Origin of the sequence: Mesorhizobium sp. B2-3-2, from assembly GCF_006442295.1 — a bacterium.
Lineage (GTDB): Bacteria > Pseudomonadota > Alphaproteobacteria > Rhizobiales > Rhizobiaceae > Mesorhizobium.
In genome coordinates this window covers 28,113-47,706 of record NZ_VFWA01000007.1, presented here as the reverse complement: position 1 = coordinate 47,706, position 19,594 = coordinate 28,113, and the positions used below count along the sequence as shown (strand labels likewise).

The 19,594-nt window shown below is 64.3% G+C and carries 17 protein-coding genes; 7 read left to right on the top strand and 10 right to left on the bottom strand.

The window, feature by feature from the left end:
* Window positions 1–27 precede the first annotated feature (27 nt).
* The 7 genes from FJ964_RS17800 to pncB form a co-directional block, all read right to left on the bottom strand.
* Window positions 28–747 (bottom strand): ABC transporter ATP-binding protein, encoded by a 720-nt coding sequence (locus FJ964_RS17800; RefSeq protein WP_140551602.1) that lies wholly within the window; start codon window positions 745–747, stop codon window positions 28–30.
* Window positions 744–1,469 carry an ABC transporter ATP-binding protein gene (locus tag FJ964_RS17795; RefSeq protein WP_140551601.1) on the bottom strand — a complete coding sequence of 242 codons (726 nt, stop codon included), beginning with the start codon at window positions 1,467–1,469 and terminating at the stop codon, window positions 744–746. Before FJ964_RS17795 ends, FJ964_RS17800 begins: the two co-directional genes overlap by 4 nt.
* Window positions 1,466–2,428 (bottom strand): branched-chain amino acid ABC transporter permease, encoded by a 963-nt coding sequence (locus FJ964_RS17790; protein ID WP_140551600.1) that lies wholly within the window; start codon window positions 2,426–2,428, stop codon window positions 1,466–1,468. The genes FJ964_RS17795 and FJ964_RS17790 overlap by 4 nt, the downstream gene beginning before the upstream one ends.
* The gene (locus FJ964_RS17785) at window positions 2,425–3,306 is read right to left on the bottom strand and encodes a branched-chain amino acid ABC transporter permease (RefSeq protein WP_140551599.1); all 882 of its coding nucleotides are present in this window, start codon (window positions 3,304–3,306) and stop codon (window positions 2,425–2,427) included. Before FJ964_RS17785 ends, FJ964_RS17790 begins: the two co-directional genes overlap by 4 nt.
* Window positions 3,307–3,524: 218 nt before the next feature.
* Window positions 3,525–4,829, bottom strand: coding sequence for an ABC transporter substrate-binding protein (locus FJ964_RS17775; protein ID WP_140551598.1), 1,305 nt, complete (start codon window positions 4,827–4,829; stop codon window positions 3,525–3,527).
* Between the two features lie 156 nt (window positions 4,830–4,985).
* A complete protein-coding gene (locus tag FJ964_RS17770; RefSeq protein WP_140551771.1) occupies window positions 4,986–6,428 on the bottom strand; it encodes a hypothetical protein in 1,443 nt (480 codons plus the stop codon).
* A gap of 60 nt (window positions 6,429–6,488) precedes the next feature.
* Complete coding sequence (gene pncB / locus FJ964_RS17765; protein WP_140551597.1) at window positions 6,489–7,793, bottom strand: nicotinate phosphoribosyltransferase; 1,305 nt, start codon at window positions 7,791–7,793, stop codon at window positions 6,489–6,491.
* A gap of 194 nt (window positions 7,794–7,987) precedes the next feature.
* Here pncB and speB point away from each other — a divergent pair, with 194 nt between their 5' ends.
* On the top strand, window positions 7,988–9,043 hold the full coding sequence (speB, locus tag FJ964_RS17760) for an agmatinase (protein ID WP_140551596.1): 1,056 nt from the start codon (window positions 7,988–7,990) through the stop codon (window positions 9,041–9,043).
* 48 nt (window positions 9,044–9,091) lie between these two features.
* Here the strand turns inward: speB and FJ964_RS17755 are convergent, their stop codons facing one another.
* Window positions 9,092–10,495, bottom strand: coding sequence for an MATE family efflux transporter (locus FJ964_RS17755; protein ID WP_140551595.1), 1,404 nt, complete (start codon window positions 10,493–10,495; stop codon window positions 9,092–9,094).
* Between the two features lie 284 nt (window positions 10,496–10,779).
* Here FJ964_RS17755 and FJ964_RS17750 point away from each other — a divergent pair, with 284 nt between their 5' ends.
* The 6 genes from FJ964_RS17750 to ugpC all read left to right on the top strand — a co-directional run bounded on the left by FJ964_RS17750 (window position 10,780) and on the right by ugpC (window position 17,202).
* Window positions 10,780–11,706: an AraC family transcriptional regulator gene (locus FJ964_RS17750; protein ID WP_140551594.1), complete on the top strand. Its 927-nt coding sequence runs from the start codon at window positions 10,780–10,782 to the stop codon at window positions 11,704–11,706.
* 230 nt (window positions 11,707–11,936) lie between these two features.
* Complete coding sequence (locus FJ964_RS17745) at window positions 11,937–13,208, top strand: extracellular solute-binding protein (RefSeq protein WP_140551593.1); 1,272 nt, start codon at window positions 11,937–11,939, stop codon at window positions 13,206–13,208.
* Between the two features lie 153 nt (window positions 13,209–13,361).
* Entirely contained in the window at window positions 13,362–14,228 is an 867-nt protein-coding gene (locus tag FJ964_RS17740; protein ID WP_140551592.1) for a sugar ABC transporter permease, read from the top strand.
* An 11-nt stretch (window positions 14,229–14,239) separates the two neighbouring features.
* Window positions 14,240–15,052, top strand: coding sequence for a carbohydrate ABC transporter permease (locus FJ964_RS17735; RefSeq protein ID WP_140551591.1), 813 nt, complete (start codon window positions 14,240–14,242; stop codon window positions 15,050–15,052).
* Window positions 15,053–15,067: 15 nt separating this feature from the next.
* Window positions 15,068–16,114, top strand: coding sequence for an NAD(P)-dependent alcohol dehydrogenase (locus FJ964_RS17730; RefSeq protein WP_140551590.1), 1,047 nt, complete (start codon window positions 15,068–15,070; stop codon window positions 16,112–16,114).
* Window positions 16,115–16,116: 2 nt separating this feature from the next.
* Window positions 16,117–17,202 (top strand): sn-glycerol-3-phosphate ABC transporter ATP-binding protein UgpC, encoded by a 1,086-nt coding sequence (gene ugpC, locus FJ964_RS17725; RefSeq protein WP_140551589.1) that lies wholly within the window; start codon window positions 16,117–16,119, stop codon window positions 17,200–17,202.
* A 122-nt stretch (window positions 17,203–17,324) separates the two neighbouring features.
* On the opposite strand, the gene FJ964_RS17720 is transcribed toward ugpC, so the two are convergent.
* Complete coding sequence (locus FJ964_RS17720) at window positions 17,325–18,911, bottom strand: FGGY-family carbohydrate kinase (protein ID WP_140551588.1); 1,587 nt, start codon at window positions 18,909–18,911, stop codon at window positions 17,325–17,327.
* The gene (locus FJ964_RS17715; protein WP_140551587.1) at window positions 18,908–19,591 is read right to left on the bottom strand and encodes an HAD-IA family hydrolase; all 684 of its coding nucleotides are present in this window, start codon (window positions 19,589–19,591) and stop codon (window positions 18,908–18,910) included. The genes FJ964_RS17720 and FJ964_RS17715 overlap by 4 nt, the downstream gene beginning before the upstream one ends.
* Window positions 19,592–19,594 lie beyond the last annotated feature (3 nt).

Below are 19,594 nucleotides of genomic sequence, written 5' to 3'. Positions count from 1 at the left end.
CGGAACGGCTACCAGGGGAGGTAGTGCTCAGCCTACGCCGACATAGCGCCTGACCGCCGACGGGTCGGCGCGCAACGCCTCGACATCGACCGTCTCGCGGTTGCGGCCGTTCTCGATGAAGGCGACGCGGTCGGCTACCGACAGCACGGCGTCGACCCGCTGCTCCACCAGGATGGTGGAAACGCCCAGTTCGCGCAGCTTCGCCACCGTTTCGCGGATTTTTGCGATCATCGACGGCATCAGCCCTTCGGTCGGCTCGTCGAGCAGCAGCACCTGGGGCTCCAGGCACAGCGCCCGCGCCATGGCGAGCATCTGCTGCTCGCCGCCGGACAAGGTGCCGGAGCGCTGCCGCAGCCGCTGGCGCAGCAATGGAAAAAGGTCGAGCACGTTTTCCCGCACGGCCTTGCCCTTGCCCCGCGCCATCAGCCCGATCTCGATGTTCTCCGCCACCGTCATGTCGGCGAACAGCCGCCTGCCCTGAGGGACATAGGCGACGCCGGCCTTCGGTACCTCATGGGCGGCCAGGCCGGTCAATTCCTGGCCGGCGAGTTTGATCGAACCGGCGCTGGCCGGGACAAGGCCCATGATCGCTTTCAGCGTCGTCGTCTTGCCGGCGCCGTTGCGGCCGAACAGGCACAGCACCTCGCCCTTGTTCAGCACCAGGTCGAGGCCGTAGAGCACCTGGACCTCGCCATAGAAACAGTCCAGTCCCGAGATGGTGAGCGCTTCGGAGTTTGCCGCGATCATGGGGCCGTCCCCAGATAGGCTTCCTGCACCGCCGCGTTTTCGCGGATCGCCTCGGGTGTGCCTTCGGCCAGGATCTTGCCGGCGTTGAAGACGGTGATGCGGTCGGCCAGTTGCATGACGACAGGCATGTTGTGCTCGATCAGGAGCACCGTGGCGCTGTCGGCGATGTCGCGCACGAGCGCGATGAAATTGTCGATCTCGCTGTCGGCCAGCCCCTGCGTCGGCTCGTCGAGGATCAGCAGGCGCGGTTTCAGCGCCAGGCCCATCGCCACCTCCAGCAGCCGCTGGTGGCCATAGGACAACTGGCCGGCCGGCATATGGGCGCGGTCGGCCAGGCCGGTGCGTTCGAGCGCCGACATGACGCCTGCCTTGATCGCGCCCTTCGAAAGGCCGTCGCTCAGCGTGAGCTGCACCGGCAGCGCGACATTGTCGTAGACGCTGAGATTGGCGAAGACGCTGGTGATCTGGAAGGTGTAGGCGATGCCCCGGCGCACCCTGGCATAGGCCGGCAGGCCGGTAATGTCGGCGCCGTCGAAGATGATCGCCCCCGAAGACGGCTGGATGCGGCCGCTGATCAGGCTGACGAAGGTGGTCTTCCCAGCCCCATTGGGCCCGATCACGGCGCGGATCTCGCCCGGCACCACCGTGAAATCGACATTGTCGACAGCGCGCAGGCCGCCGAAATTGCGCGACAGGCCCTTGGTGGTCAAGAGCGGCGTCATGGCAGCCACCCGAGCCAGCGCTGGCGGGTGGTGCCGAGAATGCCTTTCGGGAAAAACAGCACCAGCAGGATCAGTGCCACGCCGACGATCAGCAGATAGGCGGAGGTGAAGCCGCTGGTGACGTCGATGACATAGTACATGAACAACGTGCCGATCAGCGGCCCGAGCGTTGTGGCGGCGCCGCCGAGCAGCACCCAGAGCAGCGGCAGGATCGAGTACTGTATCGAGGCGAAGCTCGATCCGACATAGCCGAACAGCAGCGCATAGGCGGCGCCCGACGCCGCGCAGATCGCGCCGGAGACGACCACGGCCACGAGCTTGTTGGAGAAGGTGTCGTAGCCCAGCATCTTTGTCCGCTCCTCGTTCTCGCGGATGGCGACCAGCACGCGGCCGTATCGGGAGCGGACGACGGCCAGCGTGATCAGAAGCACGAACGAGAACAGCCCCAGCGCGCTCATATAGCGCACCGTCGGATTGGTGAGATCGAGCGAGGTCGCGCCGAAATTCAGGACACGTGCCGGCTGCGGCACCACCATGCCTTGATCGCCGCCGGTCCAGGCGGCAAAATAAAGGATGAGGAGGTAGAAGATCTGCGCGAACATCATGGTGACGATCATGAAGGCGACACCCGTGGTGCGCAGCGCCAGCAGCCCGATCACCAGTGCCAGCACCGCGCCGCAGGCGATGCCGCTCAACAAGGCCGCCGGTACGCTCCAGCCAAGCTGGATGACGCCGAGGCCGGCGCCGTAGAGGCCGGCGGCAAAGAACATGGCATGGCCGAGGCTGAGCAGCCCGACATAGCCGAACAGCATGTTGTAGCCCATGGCGAACACCGCCAGCACCATGATGCGGGCGACGAGGCCGTGATGATAATCCGGCAGCACGAAGCTCAGCACAAAAAGCAGCGCGATGATGCCGAGATGCAAGCCATAGGCTTTTGCCGGCGAGGCCTCGCTCATCGCGTCGCCGTCCCTAACAGGCCTTGCGGCCGGAACACGAGCACCATGGCGACCAGCAGCGTGGCGATGATCTTGGCCAGCGTCGGCGAGAAGAACATCGAGACGATGCCGTCCGACAGGCCGATCAGCACGGCGGCGATGACGGTTCCGCGCAGCGAGCCGAGACCGCCGATGATGACGACGATGAAGGAAAGCAGCAGCGGATCCTGCCCCATCAGATAATGCGCCTGGCTGATCGGCACGATCAGAACCGCGGCGATCGCCGCCAGCATGGCGCCGAGCGCGAAGACGCCGCCATAGACGCGGTCGACCGGGATGCCGAAGGCCTGCGCCGTCTCGCTGTCATACTGCGTGGCGCGCATGATGAGGCCGACCCTGGTGCGGGTCAGCACCAGCCATGTGATGACGAGCAGGAGGACGGACGCCGCGATAACAGACAGCTTGTATCCGGAATAGCCGAACCACGGCAAAAGGATGCGGTAGCTGAACGGCGGCTCTACCGGGCGCGCTTCCGGCCCGTAGAAGGTCAGCGCCAGCTGCTGGATGATGTAGAGCATGCCGATGGTAGCGACGATGGTGGCTTCCGGATTGTAGTTCAGCCGGCGCAGCACCAGCCGCTCGGCGACCAGCGCAATGGCGCCGACGATCAGCGGTGCAATAATGAGCGCCGCCAGGAACCCGAGCGCCGGATGGCCCGATATCGCTGTCGAGATGGCCCAGGCCAGCACCGCCCCCAGCATGAAGAACTCGCCATGCGCGACATTGACGACGCGCATGACGCCGAACACCAGCGACAGCCCAAGCGCCGTCAGCGCCAGCACGGCGGATGTAACGAGGCCTTCTAGGGCGGCGAGGAGGAGGTGGGGACCGAACTGCATTGGGCTACCCGGTTACGGAGGCGCGAGGCGCCCCCCTCTGCCCTGCCGGGCATCTCCCCCTCAAGGGGGGAGATTGGCTGTAATCACGGGCTTCGCCAATCGGCAAGGCTGGTAGGCGGGTGCCTTCGCACAAACTGCCGATCTCCCCCCTTGAGGGGGAGATGTCCGGCAGGACAGAGAGGGGTAGGACGAAGGGCACTGTGCTTAAAGTACCAAGCTCACAGCGCCTGCGTCGTGTAATCCCCCTCCGGCTCGTAAAGCCCGTCCTCGATCTTGGTCTTGTGCACGACCTTGAGCTTGCCGCCTTCGACCTTGGAGATGTTCTGGATGCCGAAGCACTGGTGGATCTTGCCGTTGAAGGTCTTTGGTCCTTGCGGATGCTCGGGCCCTTCGGCGAATTCGGTCAATGCCTCGGTCGCCTCGACCAACTTGGCGCGGTCCTCCGGGCCCTTGTAGCCGGCATCCTCCATCGCCTTCTTGACGACGTAGAGCGTCTCCCAGCAGCCGAACATGTGCGCGGCGGTGGAGACATCCTTGGGGTCGCCGACGGCCGCGCCATTGTCGTCGATGCCGACGGCGGCACGATAGGCCTTCTGCGCCTCGGAATCGTTGGCCTGGGCGTAACGCGGCGAGCCTTCCCAGAAATGACTGCCGTCCAGGAATTCGAGCCCGGGGCTGTTGATGTCGACGGCTTCGAGCGAATCGATGAAGCCGAACAGCTGCGGCCGGTTGGAGCCGTAGAACTCGCCGAGCTCCTTGACGAAGGTGAGCACGGCCGGGCCGACCATGACATGGTAGATCACCTCGGTCTCGGCCGGGATCTGGGGGAAATATTTGGTAAAGGAGCTCTCCGTCGGCGGGATGGCGATCTGCGCGATGACCTCTGCGCCCTGCGCCTTCAACGCCGGCGGGAGGTAGTCGCGGTGGTCGTAGCCGAAAGCGAAGTCGGGGAAGATCTGCGTCACCTTCTTGCCGGCATTGGCCGCGATCCACGGCGCCATCGACTGGATCTGGCTCTTCACGTCGGTGATGCCGGGCTGGAAGACATAGCGGTTGAGCTTGGTCGAGGCGACATGGTGGCCTTCGCTGACGACGAAATAGGGCATCTTGGCTTCGCCGGCGGCGGGTGCCGAGCCGATGACGACATGCGAGAACAAAGTGCCGAAGACGATGTCGGTCTTGTGCTGGGTGGCGAACTTGCCGACCACCTCGGCGCCACGGCCGGGATCGGTGCCGTCATCCTCGATGATGACTTCGACCGGCCGCCCATTGATGCCGCCGGCGGCATTGATCGCCTTGACCGCAGCGGCCGTGGTCTTCTCGTACCAGCGGCCATAGGCGGCGCCGATGCCGGTTCGGTGCGACTGGAAGCCGATCTTGATCGGGGCGGAGCTTTGCGCCTGGGAGTAGCGGACGAAACCGGGCGCGACGGCCAGGCCGGCGCCTGCTGCCAGCCCCTTCAGCGCCGTGCGGCGGGTGAGACCGGCCTTTGAGAGATCGAAAAACCCATTCTTGTCAGTCACGGCAGTTCCCCTGTTTTTGAGTTTTGACCAATGGCTGGAACGTAACAGGCCGCTCCCTGCGGACGGCCGAAATTGCATGTGTACAAACTAAATCACCAAAGTCCGGACACGGCAATGCCGTTTCCCCGGGGGGATCCCGGTTTATTTCCATTGCGACTAGCCAACGGTCGGCGTGGCGAGCAGCCAGAGGCCGAAGACGGTGTAGGCGATCATCAGCAAGGTGAGCGGAAACTGGCTGAGCGCGGCGCGGGCGGGAACCGGATGCAGGCGCGCGGCGAAGCCGTGGGCGACGAGCACGGCAAGCAGGTGACCGAGAATGATGGCGCCGGCCTGGATGTTCCACAGCCACCATGCCGAGCCCGCGCCGGCGGCGATGCCGGCCTCGATCTGCATGTCGGCGGTGCCGAAAACGTTCCAGCCGAGCGCGAACGGATCGGAAAGTGCTGCAAGCGCATATTGGCCGTCGACCAGCAGCGCGGTCAGGTAATGCGCGATATGGTAGGCGAGCGCGATCGGCACGATCGACCAGACCAGCAGTCCCGCCGCCTTGCCAAGCCTGTGGCCGCCGCCGGCGAGGGCCTGGCCGACCGCCACCGCAAGCAGGAAGACCGCCGCAAGCAACGCGAATGTCAGGACGAGGCCGAAACTGCCGCTGCCGATCACCGCCGTGCGGCCTGGGAATTCCAGCGGATTGATGCCGAACAGGCCCAGCCAGAAGAAGGTCTTCGACAGGCCGTCATAGGAAACCGAGGACAGGGCGAGCAGCAGGAAGGCTACGCCGCTTGCCGGCAAAGGCGCGGCGGTCAGCAGCTTGGCGCCCGGCCAGCATAGCGCAAGCCGGCCGCGCTCGTCGCGCACGACAGGCGCGAAGCGTGCCACCATCGAGAAGAAGACGGTGAGGAACTCGCCGCCGCGAGCCCACGCCCCATAACCGAACAACAGCATCGCCAGCAAAGTGAACAACCAGTAGAGGCCGGCGGCCCAGGCCAGCCGTGTCGGATCGTCGGGCGCCGGATCGATGAGCTCGAACCAGGCAAAGGCGAAGAACAGGACAACAGCCGGCCAGCAGCCGAGCCATGGTGGAAGGCGCCAGGCCGCTTCACCGCCTCGGCCGGCCAGGCGCGACAGGAGACGCACCGGGCCGTACCAGGGATTGAGCCAAGACCAGAGATCGCCGAGGAAACCTTGCAGCAGCGTGAAGCCGGCCCACAGCAGTGTCCAGATCACCAAAGGCAGCGGGTTGGAGAGCGGATCGCGGCTGCCGAGAAAGCCGGCGGCGACGAGAGAGGCAAAGCCGGCAAAAGATATCAGGCTGAGGGCGGCACGCGCACCGTCACCCAGTGTGAACAGCGGCAGGCGCCGCCGCCAGAAGCGACCGAGCTGATCCGCCGGCAGCAGCGCCAGCACGAGGAAACTGGCAGCCACGGCGAAAGCGCCGCCGACCAGATAGTAGCCGGTCGGCAGGAGCAGGACATGGCCACGGTCGGAGGCGTGGGCGAAGGCGGGGGTTGGAAGGGATAGCGCCGAGGCCGCAAGGCAAACGAGCAGAATTTGCGAGAGGAGGCACTTTACGGCGCCCCCCTCTGTCCTGCCGAACATGTCCGGCAGGACAGAGGGGGGCGTGAAGGAACTCGAACTATCCATGAGTCCGATCTCGACTCACACCTTGACCAACTGCTCCACCCGGTCCTTTTCACCGAAGATGCGCAGATACCGCTCGATCTCCTTGAGGTCACCCGTCGCCTTGGCCGGATTGTCGGAGAGCTTGACCGCTGGCCGGCCGTTGGCCTCGGTCACCTTGCAGACCAGCGATATGGCGTCGAGGCTGTCGGTTGCCGTAGGCGCGCAGCCCTCGAAATCATTGGTCAGGTTCGTGCCCCAGCCGAAGGACATCCGCACCTTGCCCTTGAAGTGGCGATAGGTCTCCTCGATGGTCTCGACCTCGAGCCCGTCGGAGAAGATCAGCAGCTTCTGCTTGGGGTCCTTGCCCTTCTCGCGCCACCAGGACAGGATCTTTTCGCCGCCCTCGATGGGCGGCGCGCTGTCGGGACGAAAGCCCGTCCAGTCGGCCACCCAGTCCGGCGCGTCGCGCAGGAAGGAAGCCGTGCCGAAGGCGTCGGGCAGCACGATCAGCAAATTGCCGCCATAGTAACGCTGCCAATCCTGCAGCACCTTGTAAGGCGCCTGTTTCAATTCCTTTTCCGAATTGGCCAGCGCCCCGAGCACCATCGGCAGTTCATGCGCGTTGGTGCCCAGCGCTTCGAGGTCGTTGTCCATGGCCAGAAGCACGTTGGAGGTGCCGGTGAAGGCCTCGCCGATGCCTTCCTTCAGCGCTTCCACGCACCAGCGCTGCCACAGGAAGGAATGGCGCCGGCGTGTGCCGAAGTCGGAAATGCGGATGCCAGGCTGCGCTTTCAGCCGTTCGGTCTTGGCCCACATCTTGGATTTGGCTCGGGCATACAGCACATCGAGCGCGAACGGTCCGAAGGCCCGCATGGCCGCGCGGGAACGTAGCTCGTTGATGATGGCGAGCGCGGGAATTTCCCACAGCGTGGTGTACATCCACGGGCCGCTGAAGGAGAGCTCGTACTGGCCGCCGCGCCTGGAAAGCTCGTAGTCGGGCAGCCGGAAATTCTCCAGCCAGGCCAGGAATTCAGGTTCGAAAATCTGCTTGCGGCCATAGAAATTGTTGCCGCCCAGCCAGATCATCTCCTTCTTGGAGAAGCGCAAGGTGCGGGCGTGGTCGAGCTGTTCGCGCAACTCGCCCTCGTCGATCTCCTCGGCCAGCCGCACCGAAGTGGTGCGGTTGATCAGCGAGAAGGTGGCGTCGACCTTGGGATACATGCCCCAGATCATCTGCAGCATCAGAAGCTTGTAGAAATCCGTGTCGAGCAGGCTGCGCACGATCGGATCGAGCTTCCAGGTATGGTTGTAGACGCGCCGCGCAATATCGGTCCTGGCCATGTCTCGTACCGCCTTCGCTGCCTGCCACCCATCATCGCGACAGGCCTAATAGCATCGAATTTGCAAAAACGCTGCCCGGTTTCAGGCTGGCCCGACAAAAAGAAAGGCCTGCGGCAGCGGACCAGTCCGAACGCAATTGATTTTTCCAAGGCGCTACCGGACACTCCGGAGAAGACAGACGGGAGAAAACCGACATGGGTTATGACAGCGGCAAGCTCGACGCGTTGCGCCGCAAATACGGCGAGAGCCATGGCGGCGAAATGTTCGACCCGAAGTTCCGCAAGGTCGCCGACAAGATATTCTCCAAGTCAGGCACGCGGCTTGCGCCCTATTCCGGTATCCCCACCTTCCTCGCCGCGCCCTATCGTGAAATATCGGCCGACAACCCGGATTTCGGCGATTTGCAGGTGGCGATGATAGGCGTGCCGATGGATCTCGGCGTCACCAACCGGCCGGGCGCCCGCTTCGGGCCGCGGGCGCTGCGCGCCATCGAGCGCATCGGTCCCTACAATCACGTGCTGGAATGCGCCCCCACGCACGAGCTTAGGGTCGCCGACATCGGCGACGTGCCGTTCCGAAGCCGCTACCGGCTCGAGACCAGCCATGAGGACATCGAGCGCCGCACCAACCAGATCGTCGAGGCCGGCGTCATTCCCTTGTCGGTCGGCGGCGACCATTCGATCAGCCATCCGATCCTGAAGGCCGTCGGCAAGAAGGCGCCGGTCGGCCTGATCCACATCGACGCCCATTGCGATACCAGCGGCTTGTTCGACATGACCAAGTTCCACCATGGCGGTCCGTTCCGCAACGCGGTGCTCGATGGCGTGCTCGATCCGACGCGCACCATCCAGATCGGTATCCGCGGTTCGGCCGAATATCTGTGGGAGTTCACCTACGAGTCCGGCATGACCGTTGTCCATGCGGAGGAAGTGACCGGCCTTGGCATCCCGGCCATCATCGATAAGGCGCGCAAGATCGTGGGCGACGGTCCGACCTATGTCTCCTTCGACATCGACAGCGTCGATCCGGCCTTCGCGCCGGGCACCGGTACGCCGGAAGTCGGCGGCCTGACGACGCGGGAAGTGCTTGAACTGCTGCGCGGTCTCAAAGGCCTCAACATCGTCGGCGGCGACGTCGTCGAGGTGGCGCCGCAATATGACGCGACCACCAACACCGCGCATGCCGGCGCCCAGGTTCTGTTCGAGATACTGAGCCTGATGGTGTTCAGCCCTGCGCTCAAAAACAGCTGACGCCGACAAGGACGGAAAGGCCGCCGGACAACCAGGCGGCCCTCTGCATCAGTGTTCGAACACCAGAGGCGGAGCCAGGCGGTCGCGCCGCAGCCAGCGCGCCAGAAGCAACGCCGCCACCACCGCCAGTCCGCTGGACAGCCCGATCCAGATGCCGACGCCGTGGAAGCCGAAAGGGAAGGCGAGCAGCACGCCCAGCGGCAGGCCGACGCCCCAATAGCCGATCGCGGCATAGATCATCGGCACCTTGGTGTCGTGCAGGCCGCGCAGCATGCCGGCGGCAACCGCTTGCGCGCCGTCGAAGACCTGGAACAGGGCCGCGAAGACCAGGAACGATACGGCAAGCGTGATCACCCTGGTATTGGCGGGGTTGGCCAGATCGATGAAGGCGCTGATCAGGAGATGCGGCCACAGGATCATCACCAGGCCCATCAGCGCCATGAACGAGACTCCGATGACGAAGGCGGTCCAGCCGGCGCGCGAAACGCCTTCGCGATTGCCGGCGCCATGCGCAAGCCCGACGCGCACGGTCACCGCCTGGTTGAGGCCGAGCGGCACCATGAAGGAGATCGACGCTATCTGGATGGCGATGGCGTGCGCGGCAAGCGAATCCGCGTCGATCAGCCCCATCAGCAGCGCCGCGGCATTGAAGATCGTCACTTCGAAGGCAAGGATGCCGGCGATCGGCAGGCCGAGCCGCAGCAGGCCCTTGAAGCGCGGCCAGTCGGACCGCCAGAAGCGGCCGAACAGGCGATAGCGCCTGAACTTCTTCTCCCACATCACCACGGCGGCCATGCCGACGAACATCAGCGTTGAGGATAGCGAGGTGGCAAGGCCCGAGCCTGATATGCCCATGGCCGGCACGCCGAGATTGCCGAACATGAACACCCAGTTGAAGAAGACGTTGCAGGCGACCGCGACGAAGACGATGATCAGCGCCCAGCCCGGCCGCTCCAGCGCCGAGATGAAGGAACGCAGCACGATATAGCCGTAGAAGGGCAGCACCGCCCATTCCAGCCAGCGCAGGTAGATGCCGGCCTGATGCGCCAGTGCCGGCTCCTGGCCCATGGCCAAAAGAATGGGCTCGCCGTGCCAAAGCACGATCCAGATCGGGATGCAGATGAGGATCGCCAGCCACAGGCCCTGGCGCACGGTGCGGCGCAGGTCGCGCACCGAATGACGGCGGCGGCCGAGCTCGGTCGCCATCATCGGCGAGGTCGCCAGCATCAGGCCGAGGCCGAAGATCAGCGGCATGAAATAGAGATTGGCGCCAAGCGCACCGCTGGCGAGCGTGTCCGCCCCCAGCCTGCCCATCATCATGACGTCGGTGGCCGTCATGGCGGTCTGGCCGAGATTGGTAAGCACCATGGGCCAGGCGAGCGCCAAAGTCGCCCTGATTTCCTGACGCCAAAGATTTTCCGGCGCGCGAGCGCCGGCTTCGATCGCAGACATTGTTCCGCTCTTTCAAGGTTGCGGCGCATCGGCAAAAAAGCCGGAAGCCGCATTGCAAACGGCGAGACCCTCGGTTTCGCGGCGTTTACGTCAGCTTTTGTACGAAACGCGACATGAAGGCAAGGGAAGAGGGGCGGGAACAGATTGATCCAGTCGGATCGCCGATGACGCCGAAGGCTTGTGACCGACGCTCTCCGACGGCCCATTTCACACATGCTCCCAAGGCTGCTACGCATTGCAAGGACGAACGAGGTGCCACGGAACCCCAATTTGCAGGAGGCGGGATGCAGTTCAGGCGCAGAAGGAATCCGGTTGCGACGCTTCGCACGGCGCCGGCCTTCGAACATATCGTCACCGAGGCGAGCGACAGTTTCCTGTGGCGGCTGGACGACTATCCCTGGGAGCGCAATGTCTGGAATTTCCATCCTGAGTACGAAATCCACCTCTTGCGAAAATCTTCCGGCGTCGTGCTGGTCGGCGACCACATCGGCGAATTCGGACCGGGTTATCTCACCATCGTCGGCGGCGGGCTGCCGCATGATTGGGTGACGGCGGTACAGCCGGGCGAGCTGATCGAAGGCCGCGACATCGTCCTCCAGTTCGATGCCGAGAGGCTGCGCGGGTCGGCTGGCCTGTTGCCCGAACTGCGCGAATTGGAGCCGTTCCTGGAGCGGTCGCTGCGCGGCATGGTTTTTCATGGCCGCACAGCACTGGAAGGCGCCGAGTTGATGGAACGGATGGGGGACGTCAGCGGGCTAACCAGGTTCTGCCTGTTCCTGAATCTCGTCGATCTCCTCGCCAGGACCGACGAATACGAGCTGTTGTCTTCGCCGGATTTCTCCCCTGTTCTGGATGCCGCCTCGCTCGACATCATCCAGCGCACGCTGACCTATCTGTTTCAGCATTTCGCCGAAGATCTGAAGCTGCCTGATGTGGCGGCGCTCGCGGGAATGACCGAGAGCACGTTCTCGCGCTTCTTCCAGAAGAACACCGGCAATTCCTTCAGTGACCACCTTGCCAAGCTGAGGCTGTGGCAGGCCTGCAAGCTGCTGGCCGATACCGATATTCCGATCACCGACATCTGTTTCCAGGTCGGCTATATGAACATCTCCAATTTCAACCGCGCCTTCATGCGCAAGCACAAGATGACGCCGTCATCCTATCGCAAGCTGTCGCGGCAGCGGCTGGCGATGCGCGTAAGCACGCCCTAAAACCACCGCCCCCAAGTCCGATCGATACTCATGTGAGATTGGCCGCAACCGGATGCCGCTTTTTGCGCCGCACAATGCATAAAAGTACAGGTCTTCTGCAACGGGGCTTCTAGCGCGACCCGCTGCAACGCCGCATTTTGGCGATGGGTGGCAAGTCGCTCGGGCGATGGTGAGGATCGCGCAACCCGAGGACGTCCGCTTCCTGCGACGTGTTCCTGGAGGAGAAAATAATGAAACCAATTCGGCTCGCTGCCAGCCTTGGTGCAGCTTTCATGCTTTCCGCTACCGTTTCCACCATCGCTTTGGCGCAGGCGCCGGTCTGCTCGGCGCCGGTCAAGGTGCTGGCGCAGCCCCGCGACGGCCTGACGCTTCTGGAGGACTCCAAGGCCGAGTTCGAGAAGCTTGCCGGCGCCGGCTTCCAGATCGATTACCTCAACGAGAACGACCGCCGCGCAAAATCGCGCGCCGATGCGTCCACGGTCGGCAACTACAACGTCTACTATGTCGACGAAGCCAATGTCGCGCTGTTCGCGTCCTCGAAATGGATCGTGCCTCTGGCCGACTATTATCCGGCCGACTACGACTATGCCGACTTCGACCCCGGCCGCCAGAAGGTCGCCACCTATGACGGGAAGGTCTGGTTCGCGCCGCTGACCGGCGGCGGCGACCTGATGGTCTATCGCAAGGACGTGCTGGAGGCAGCCGGCATCCAGCCGCCGAAGACGCTCGACGAGCTGATCGCCGACGTGCCGAAGCTGACCAATCCGGACAAGGGCATGTATGGCATCGCGCTGCGCGGCGCGCGCGGTTCGGGCGCCAATGTCTGGCGCTGGATGCCGTTCTTCAAGGCCTATGGCGGCCAGTGGTTCGACGGCGACAAGCCGGTCTTCAATTCGGATGCCGCGGTCAAGGCGACCGAGACCTACCTGAAGCTGTTCAAGGATTCGGCGCCCGGCACGCAGACCGGCAGCTGGGATGAATCGACCGGCGCCTTCCTGTCGGGCCAGGTCGCGATCCTCGTCGAATCGACGCCGCTGTCGGGCATGGCGGTCGACCCGAAGACCTCGCAGGTCGTCGGCAACATCGGCTTCCTGCCGCCGCCGTCGCCACTGCCCGGCGGCGGTTACGGCCATGGCCTTGCCATCGCGGCCAAGGCCAATGCCGACGACGCGTCGAAGAAATGCGCCGGCCTGTTCATCGCCTGGGCAACATCGAAGGAAAACGAGAAGCGCCGGCTCGACGCCCACCAGTTCGGTGAGCTGAACCGCACCAGCATCCTCGCCAGCAAGGAATTCGCCGACATCTACGGCGCCGATCTCGGCCAGGCACTGGCCGAAACCGGCAAGGTCACGGCGGTCAATTTCTGGCAGGACCCGCGCTGGCCCGATCTCGGCGACCGCTGGGGCATCATCCTTGAGGAACTGGTCACCGGTACCCGCACCGACATCAAGGGCGGCCTCAACGAGCTCGAAGCCTATGCCAACGATCTGGTGAAGAAATAAGCCATCCTCCCCCTGCGGCGTGCGGTCCACGGCATTCGGTGGAGCGCCGGAGCCTGTGCGCCGCAGGTCTCTGTCCACCGCCATTGAGCCAGCCATCGCGCAAAGAGGGTCCAGACATGTTCAACCGCTCGAGACGCAAACGGGGATAGATGGATGCCTCGACGCTCATCCCTGCCGGTCACCTTCGTGGTGCCGACACTCGGCATCCTTCTGGTGCTGTCGATGGTGCCGACGCTCTACGCGGTCGTCATCGCCCTGCAGAATCGTGAACTCAGCTCGACAGCCTATTCCTATGTCTGGTTCTCGAATTTCGCCGACCTGTTCGTCGACCGCCGCTTTCTCAACGCCGTCTGGGTGTCGGTGAAATGGGAATTCGTCACGGTCATCGCGACGATGACCGTTGCCATCGGACTGGGCGTCCTGATGTTCGAGGTCGCCTCGCCGCGCCTGCGCAACCTCTATTGCCTGCTGTTCATCATCCCGGTCCTGCTGCCGCGTGTGTCGGCGGCCTTCGTCTGGAAGTTCGCCTACCATCCGCTCTACGGCATCGCCACTTACCCCTACCGGCTGCTGACCGGTGGGCTGATCTTCGATCCACTGTCCAAGCCGTCGACGGCGTTGTTCGCGGTCGCATCGGTCGATGTCTGGCAATGGGGCCTGTTCTTCGCCGTCATCGTGCTCAAGCTCCTGGAAACGCTGCCGCCGCAGCCGATAGAGGCGGCCCGGCTCGACCATGCCAAACGCTGGCAGATCCACGCCTATGTGACCTTGCCGATGCTCAAGGCGCCGCTGATCAGCCTGATGTTCGTCAAGATGATCGAATCGCTGCGCTCCTTCGACCTGATCTATGTGATGACCCGCGGCGGCCCGGGCGTGGCGACCGAAACGCTCGACATGTACGCCTTCTCGCAAGGCTTCATCGAGTCCGGCAAGGTCTCCTACGCCTCGGCGATGGCGGTGCTGATGATGATCGCCACGGTCATCACCTTCACCATGCTGTGGAAGCGGGTGCAGGCATGAGACCATATCGGATGAGACCCGGCCGCCTGATCGGCAAGACCGTGCTGGCGTTTGCAGGCTTCATGGCCGTGTTTCCGTTGCTGTGGACGGCGCTCAATTCGCTGAAGAACAATGTCGACATCATCACCCGCGTCCCGCGCCTGGTGTTCACGCCGACGCTGGCCAACATCAGCTATATCGTCGGCCGCGACAGCGTCATGACAGGTCTCTACAATTCGGTCGTCGCCTGCGGTTGCGCGGTGCTGATCGGCGTGGTGCTCGGCCTGCCGGCGGCTTACGCCGTGGCACGCTACCCGAACCGCTGGGCCGGCGACATCCAGTTCTTCGTTTTGTCGCTGCGTTTCCTGCCGCCGGTGGCGGTTGCCATTCCGCTGATGGTGATCTGGCTGCAGCTCGGGCTTTACGACACGCTTGCCGCGCTGATCGTCACCTATTCGCTGCTCACCATCTCGGTGATCATGTGGCTCGCCATTCCCGCCTTCCAGGCCGTGCCGAAGGAGGTCGAGGAAGCGGCCTTCGTCGACGGCTACGGCGCCTATTCGGTGTTCTGGAGGATCGCGCTGCCGGTCGCGGCGCGTTCGCTGATCGGTGCGGTCGCCTTCAGCTTCGTTCTGGTCTGGAACGAGTTCCTGATCGCGCTGATGCTGTCGAGTTCCAACGCCAAGACCTTGCCGATCGTCGCCTCGGAACTCTCCCAGCAGGGCATGAACGTGCCGTGGGGGATCCTGAACGCCTCGGTCGTGCTTCTGTCGCTGCCGCCGCTGTTGTTCCTCGGCGTGCTCAGCGGCTTCCTGAATTCCGTTTTCCGGCAAAAAAAGACTTGAAGCGAGGACGACACGATGCGGGCACTGGTGCTTGAGAAAAAGGGCGAGCTGGCCCTGCGCGAGATCGCGTTGCCGCTCGACGTCGGCCCGGACGACGTCAGGATCGCCATCCACACGGTCGGCGTCTGCGGCAGCGACGTGCACTACTACACCCATGGCGCCATCGGCAGCTATGTCGTGCGCGCGCCGATGGTGCTCGGCCACGAAGCGTCCGGAACGATCGTCGAGATCGGCGCCAATGTCCGGACCCTGAAGGTCGGCGATCGCGTCTGCATGGAACCGGGCGTGCCGAACCTGTCGTCACGTGCGACCAAGCTCGGCATCTACAATGTCGATCCGGACGTCACCTTCTGGGCGACACCGCCGGTGCACGGCATTCTGGCGCCGCAAGCCGTGCATCCGGCGGCGTTCACCTACAGGCTGCCCGACAATGTCTCGTTCGCCGAAGGCGCGATGGTCGAACCGTTCGCCATCGGCATGCAGGCGGCGGCGCGCGCGCGCATCGTTCCGGGTGACGTGGCGGCTGTCGTCGGCTGTGGCCCGATCGGCATCATGATCGCGCTGGCCGCGCTGGCCGGCGGCTGCTCGAAAGTGCTGATTTCCGACTTCTCCGCGCCCAAGCTCGAAATTGCCGGGCGCTATCCAGGGATCGTCCCGGTCAACATTGGCGAGCAGCCGCTGGTCGATGCGGTGCGCGCGGCCACCGACGGCTGGGGTGCGGACATCGTCTTCGAGGCCAGCGGCAGCCCCAAGGCCTTCGCTGATCTGTTCGACGTCGTGCGGCCCGGCGGTGCGGTGGTCCTCGTCGGGCTGCCGGTGGAGCCGGTGGCGCTCAACGTGCCGGCGGCCATATCGAAGGAAGTGCGCATCGAAACCGTGTTCCGCTATGCCAATATTTTCGACCGCGCCCTGCAGCTGATCGCCTCCGGCAAGGTCGATCTCAAGCCGCTGATCACCGGCACCTATGATTTCTCTGACAGCATCGAGGCTTTCGAGCGGGCGGCGGCAGCGCACCCTCAGGACGTCAAGCTGCAGATCCTGCTCAGCGGCGAAAAGGGCTGACCATGTCCGCGATCACCTGTTCCCATGTCGACAAGGCCTATGGCGCCACGACCGTCATCCGCGATCTCAACCTCTCGATCGAGGAGCACGAGTTCGTCGTGTTCCTCGGCCCGTCCGGCTGTGGCAAGTCGACCTTGCTGCGCATGCTGGCGGGGCTGGAAGACATCAGCGGCGGCGAGGTCTCGATCGGCGGCAAGGTGGTCAACGATCTCGATCCGGGCGACCGCGGCATCGCCATGGTGTTCCAGAACTATGCCCTTTACCCGCACATGACGATCTTCGACAACATCGCCTTCGGGCTGCGGCGCCAGAAAGTGCCGGCGGCCGAGATCCGGACGCGGGTCGAAGCGGTGTCAAGGACGCTCGGGCTGGAACCCTATCTCGGCCGCAAGCCGGCCGAGCTTTCCGGCGGCCAGCAGCAGCGCGTGGCGATCGCGCGCGCTATGATCAAGACGCCGAAAGTCTTCCTGTTCGATGAGCCGCTGTCCAATCTCGACGCCAAGCTGCGCAACCACATGCGTGTCGAGATCGCCCGGCTGCACCAGTCGCTGAAGACCACCACCGTCTATGTCACCCATGACCAGCTCGAAGCGATGACGCTCGCCGACCGGATCGTGCTGCTCAAGGACGGCGTCGTCGAGCAGGTCGGCTCGCCGGCGGAAATCTACCGTCGGCCCCGCAACATGTTCGTGGCCGGCTTCATCGGCACGCCGAACATGAATTTCATCGACGTGACGGTGGCTCGGAAAGGAAATGGCTGGACACTGACTGGCGCCGGAACGGTGCTTTCGATGAACGGCTCCGGCTTCCATCTCCAGCACGGCGATCGCGCCGTGCTGGGCATCCGGCCTCCGGACCTGAAGACGGCCGGCGCCGGTGAGACCAGCATACTGCAAGGCACTGCGGATCTCATCGAATTCCATGGCAATGACGCCTTGGTGACATTCGGGTCCGGCGGCAAGGAGATCAGCGCGCTGGTTCCGGCACGCGAATGCCCGGTGCTGCATGCCCCTGTGCGCTACGCGTTCGAGGAGGAAAGCATCCACCTGTTCGACGCGACGTCAGGGGCATCACTACACAAACAGTAGACTAAGCGCCTTGGCCCTCGAGCAGCTCACCGGTTCCGAACGGCGAGCTGGTCTATCTGTTGTTTTGAGGCAAATACCGGGCGGAAACCGCTCTATACTTTCCTGGGATTGCTCGAGGCGCTCTACCGTATCGCGTCGAGCGCTTGGCGCTGCCGGTGCATCTCCAGGAAAATCCGGTAGTCGCGATCGAAGCGGACGCCGGCGGCCGGGTTGGCGGCGCGCGTCCTGCCGCCCTGCTGCATGGCAAGACAGGCCGCGTTGAGGTCGGGGAAAAGCCCGGCCGCGGTCGCCGCCACCATGCCGGTGCCAAGCAACACCGCCTCATCCGCCAGCGGCTCGACCACCGTGCAGCCGGTGGCGTCGGCATAGAGTTCCATCAAGAGCGGATTCTTGGTGTGGCCGCCGGTGACATGCAGCGTATCGATCAGATAGCCGTTCTCGTTCAGCGCTTCCAGCACATGGCGCACGCCGAGCGCGATGCCGACAGCGGTGCGCCAGTAAAGTCGGCACAGGCTGTCGAAGGAGGAATCCAGCGTAAGCCCGCTGACCACGCCGACCGCATGCGGGTCGGCGAGCGGCGAGCGGTTGCCGTGAAAGTCGGGCAGCACATGCAGCCGGCCGGCAAGCGCATCGCCCTCCGCGGCACGCAGCTCGGCGACGCGGCTTGCAATCCTGGCATGCATGGCCGCGTTCGGCTCGCCGCCGGCGCCGTGCCAGCGGATAATGTGGTCGAGCAGGGCGCCGGTGGCCGACTGGCCGCCTTCCGACAACCACAGCTTGGGCAGCGCGGCCCCGTAATAGGGGCCCCAGACGCCGGCGAAAGGCTGCGGATCGGGTGACATCGCCATGACGCAGGAGGATGTGCCGGCGATCAGCGCCAGATGACGGCCGATATTCCGCTCGTCGCCGGCAAAGCCGCCGAGCACGCCAAGCGCGCCGGCATAGGCGTCGATCACCCCGGCGCCGACCCGGCATTTTTCCGTCAGGCCGAGATCCGCCGCTGCTTGCGCGCTCAAAGAGCCGATGTAAGCGCCGACCGGACTGGCCTTTTCGGGCAGATTGCCGTGCTCGAAGAGGTCGCCGAGGCCGACGAGTTCGAAGAAATCGCGCTGCCATGCGGGTTCCCGGTGCGCCAGATAGGTCCATTTGGCGGTCAGCGTGCACTGCGAGCGGGCCAGCGACCCCGTCGCCTGCCAGGTCAGGAAGTCGGTGAGGTCGAATAGATAGCCGGCTTCATTCCAGGTCTTCGGCAGGTTTCGCTTCAGCCACATCAGCTTCGGCGTCGCCATTTCCGGCGACATGACGCCGCCGATATAGTCGAGCACCTGATGGCCGCTCGCCGTGCATTCGTCGGCCTCGGCAATGGCGCGGTGATCGAGCCAGACGATGGTGTCCCAGCGCTCCTCTCCGGTCACCGAAACGCTGAGCTGGCCGCCTTGCCTGTCGCGCACGACCAGCGAGCAGGTAGCATCGAAGGAAATGCCGGCAATGTCCTCGGCGGCAACACCGGATTTTTCGCGGGCCGCACGCACCGCGGCGCACACGGCTGACCAGATATCGCGCGAATCATGCTCGGCGTGATCGGCCTTCGGCTGGTGCATGGCGATCGGGTGCTCGGCGCGGCCGAGCAAGGTGCCACTGGTGTCGAGAATGCCCGCGCGGGCGCTCCCGGTGCCGACATCGACCGCGCAAACGAACTGTTTCGTCAAGATGCTCTGTCTCTCGCTCCCAGGCCTGCAATCAGATCGGGCAATTGCAGCATGTCAGCGAATATAAAGTCCGGCTCACTCGACGCAAGCCGCGCTTTCAGGGCAGGGTTGCCGGCGTGCGCGCCGCCGGTGAAGGCGAAGACGCGCATGCCGGCCGCCCGCGCCGCCGCGACGCCGGCGGGGCTGTCCTCGATCACTAGGCATTTGCGCGGATGCGCCCGCATCGTGGCGGCGGCATGAAGGAACAGGTCGGGCGCCGGCTTGCCCCTGGCCACCATGCCGGCACTGAACAGATGCGGCTCCATCAATCCGAGCAATCCGGTGACGTCGAGCGCGTAGCGGATGCGGTCGAGCGTGCCCGAGGAGGCGACGCAGAACGGCAAGCCGAGCCTCGGCAGCACTTCCTTGACGCCGGCGATAGGCTTCAGCTCCTCGCGGAATTTGCGCATCAATTCGACGCGCATCGTGGTCAGGTGCTGATCGGTGATGGGAAGGCCGAAGTCGCGGGCGAGGATCTCGCGCACGCTCTTCATGCTCTTGCCGAGAAAATGCTCATAGGCCGTGTCTTCGCCAATGCTGCCGCCGGCAAGCGCGATCATGCCGAGCAGCGCCGAGACCGACAGCGTCTCGCTGTCCACCAGCACGCCGTCGCAGTCGAAGATGACCAGTTCCGGCGTCATGGT

Bases quoted from the DNA above. Each gene is read 5' to 3' on its own strand.
- FJ964_RS17735 (WP_140551591.1), top strand. From the start codon at position 14,240: ATGAGACCCGGCCGCCTGATCGGCAAGACCGTGCTGGCGTTTGCAGGC.
- FJ964_RS17750 (WP_140551594.1), top strand. From the start codon at position 10,780: ATGCAGTTCAGGCGCAGAAGGAATCCGGTTGCGACGCTTCGCACGGCG.
- FJ964_RS17755 (WP_140551595.1), bottom strand. From the start codon at position 10,495: ATGTCTGCGATCGAAGCCGGCGCTCGCGCGCCGGAAAATCTTTGGCGT.
- speB (WP_140551596.1), top strand. From the start codon at position 7,988: ATGGGTTATGACAGCGGCAAGCTCGACGCGTTGCGCCGCAAATACGGC.
- FJ964_RS17740 (WP_140551592.1), top strand. From the start codon at position 13,362: ATGCCTCGACGCTCATCCCTGCCGGTCACCTTCGTGGTGCCGACACTC.
- ugpC (WP_140551589.1), top strand. From the start codon at position 16,117: ATGTCCGCGATCACCTGTTCCCATGTCGACAAGGCCTATGGCGCCACG.
- FJ964_RS17785 (WP_140551599.1), bottom strand. From the start codon at position 3,306: ATGCAGTTCGGTCCCCACCTCCTCCTCGCCGCCCTAGAAGGCCTCGTT.
- pncB (WP_140551597.1), bottom strand. From the start codon at position 7,793: ATGGCCAGGACCGATATTGCGCGGCGCGTCTACAACCATACCTGGAAG.
- FJ964_RS17800 (WP_140551602.1), bottom strand. From the start codon at position 747: ATGATCGCGGCAAACTCCGAAGCGCTCACCATCTCGGGACTGGACTGT.
- FJ964_RS17745 (WP_140551593.1), top strand. From the start codon at position 11,937: ATGAAACCAATTCGGCTCGCTGCCAGCCTTGGTGCAGCTTTCATGCTT.
- FJ964_RS17795 (WP_140551601.1), bottom strand. From the start codon at position 1,469: ATGACGCCGCTCTTGACCACCAAGGGCCTGTCGCGCAATTTCGGCGGC.
- FJ964_RS17790 (WP_140551600.1), bottom strand. From the start codon at position 2,428: ATGAGCGAGGCCTCGCCGGCAAAAGCCTATGGCTTGCATCTCGGCATC.
- FJ964_RS17770 (WP_140551771.1), bottom strand. From the start codon at position 6,428: ATGTTCGGCAGGACAGAGGGGGGCGCCGTAAAGTGCCTCCTCTCGCAA.
- FJ964_RS17715 (WP_140551587.1), bottom strand. From the start codon at position 19,591: ATGACGCCGGAACTGGTCATCTTCGACTGCGACGGCGTGCTGGTGGAC.
- FJ964_RS17730 (WP_140551590.1), top strand. From the start codon at position 15,068: ATGCGGGCACTGGTGCTTGAGAAAAAGGGCGAGCTGGCCCTGCGCGAG.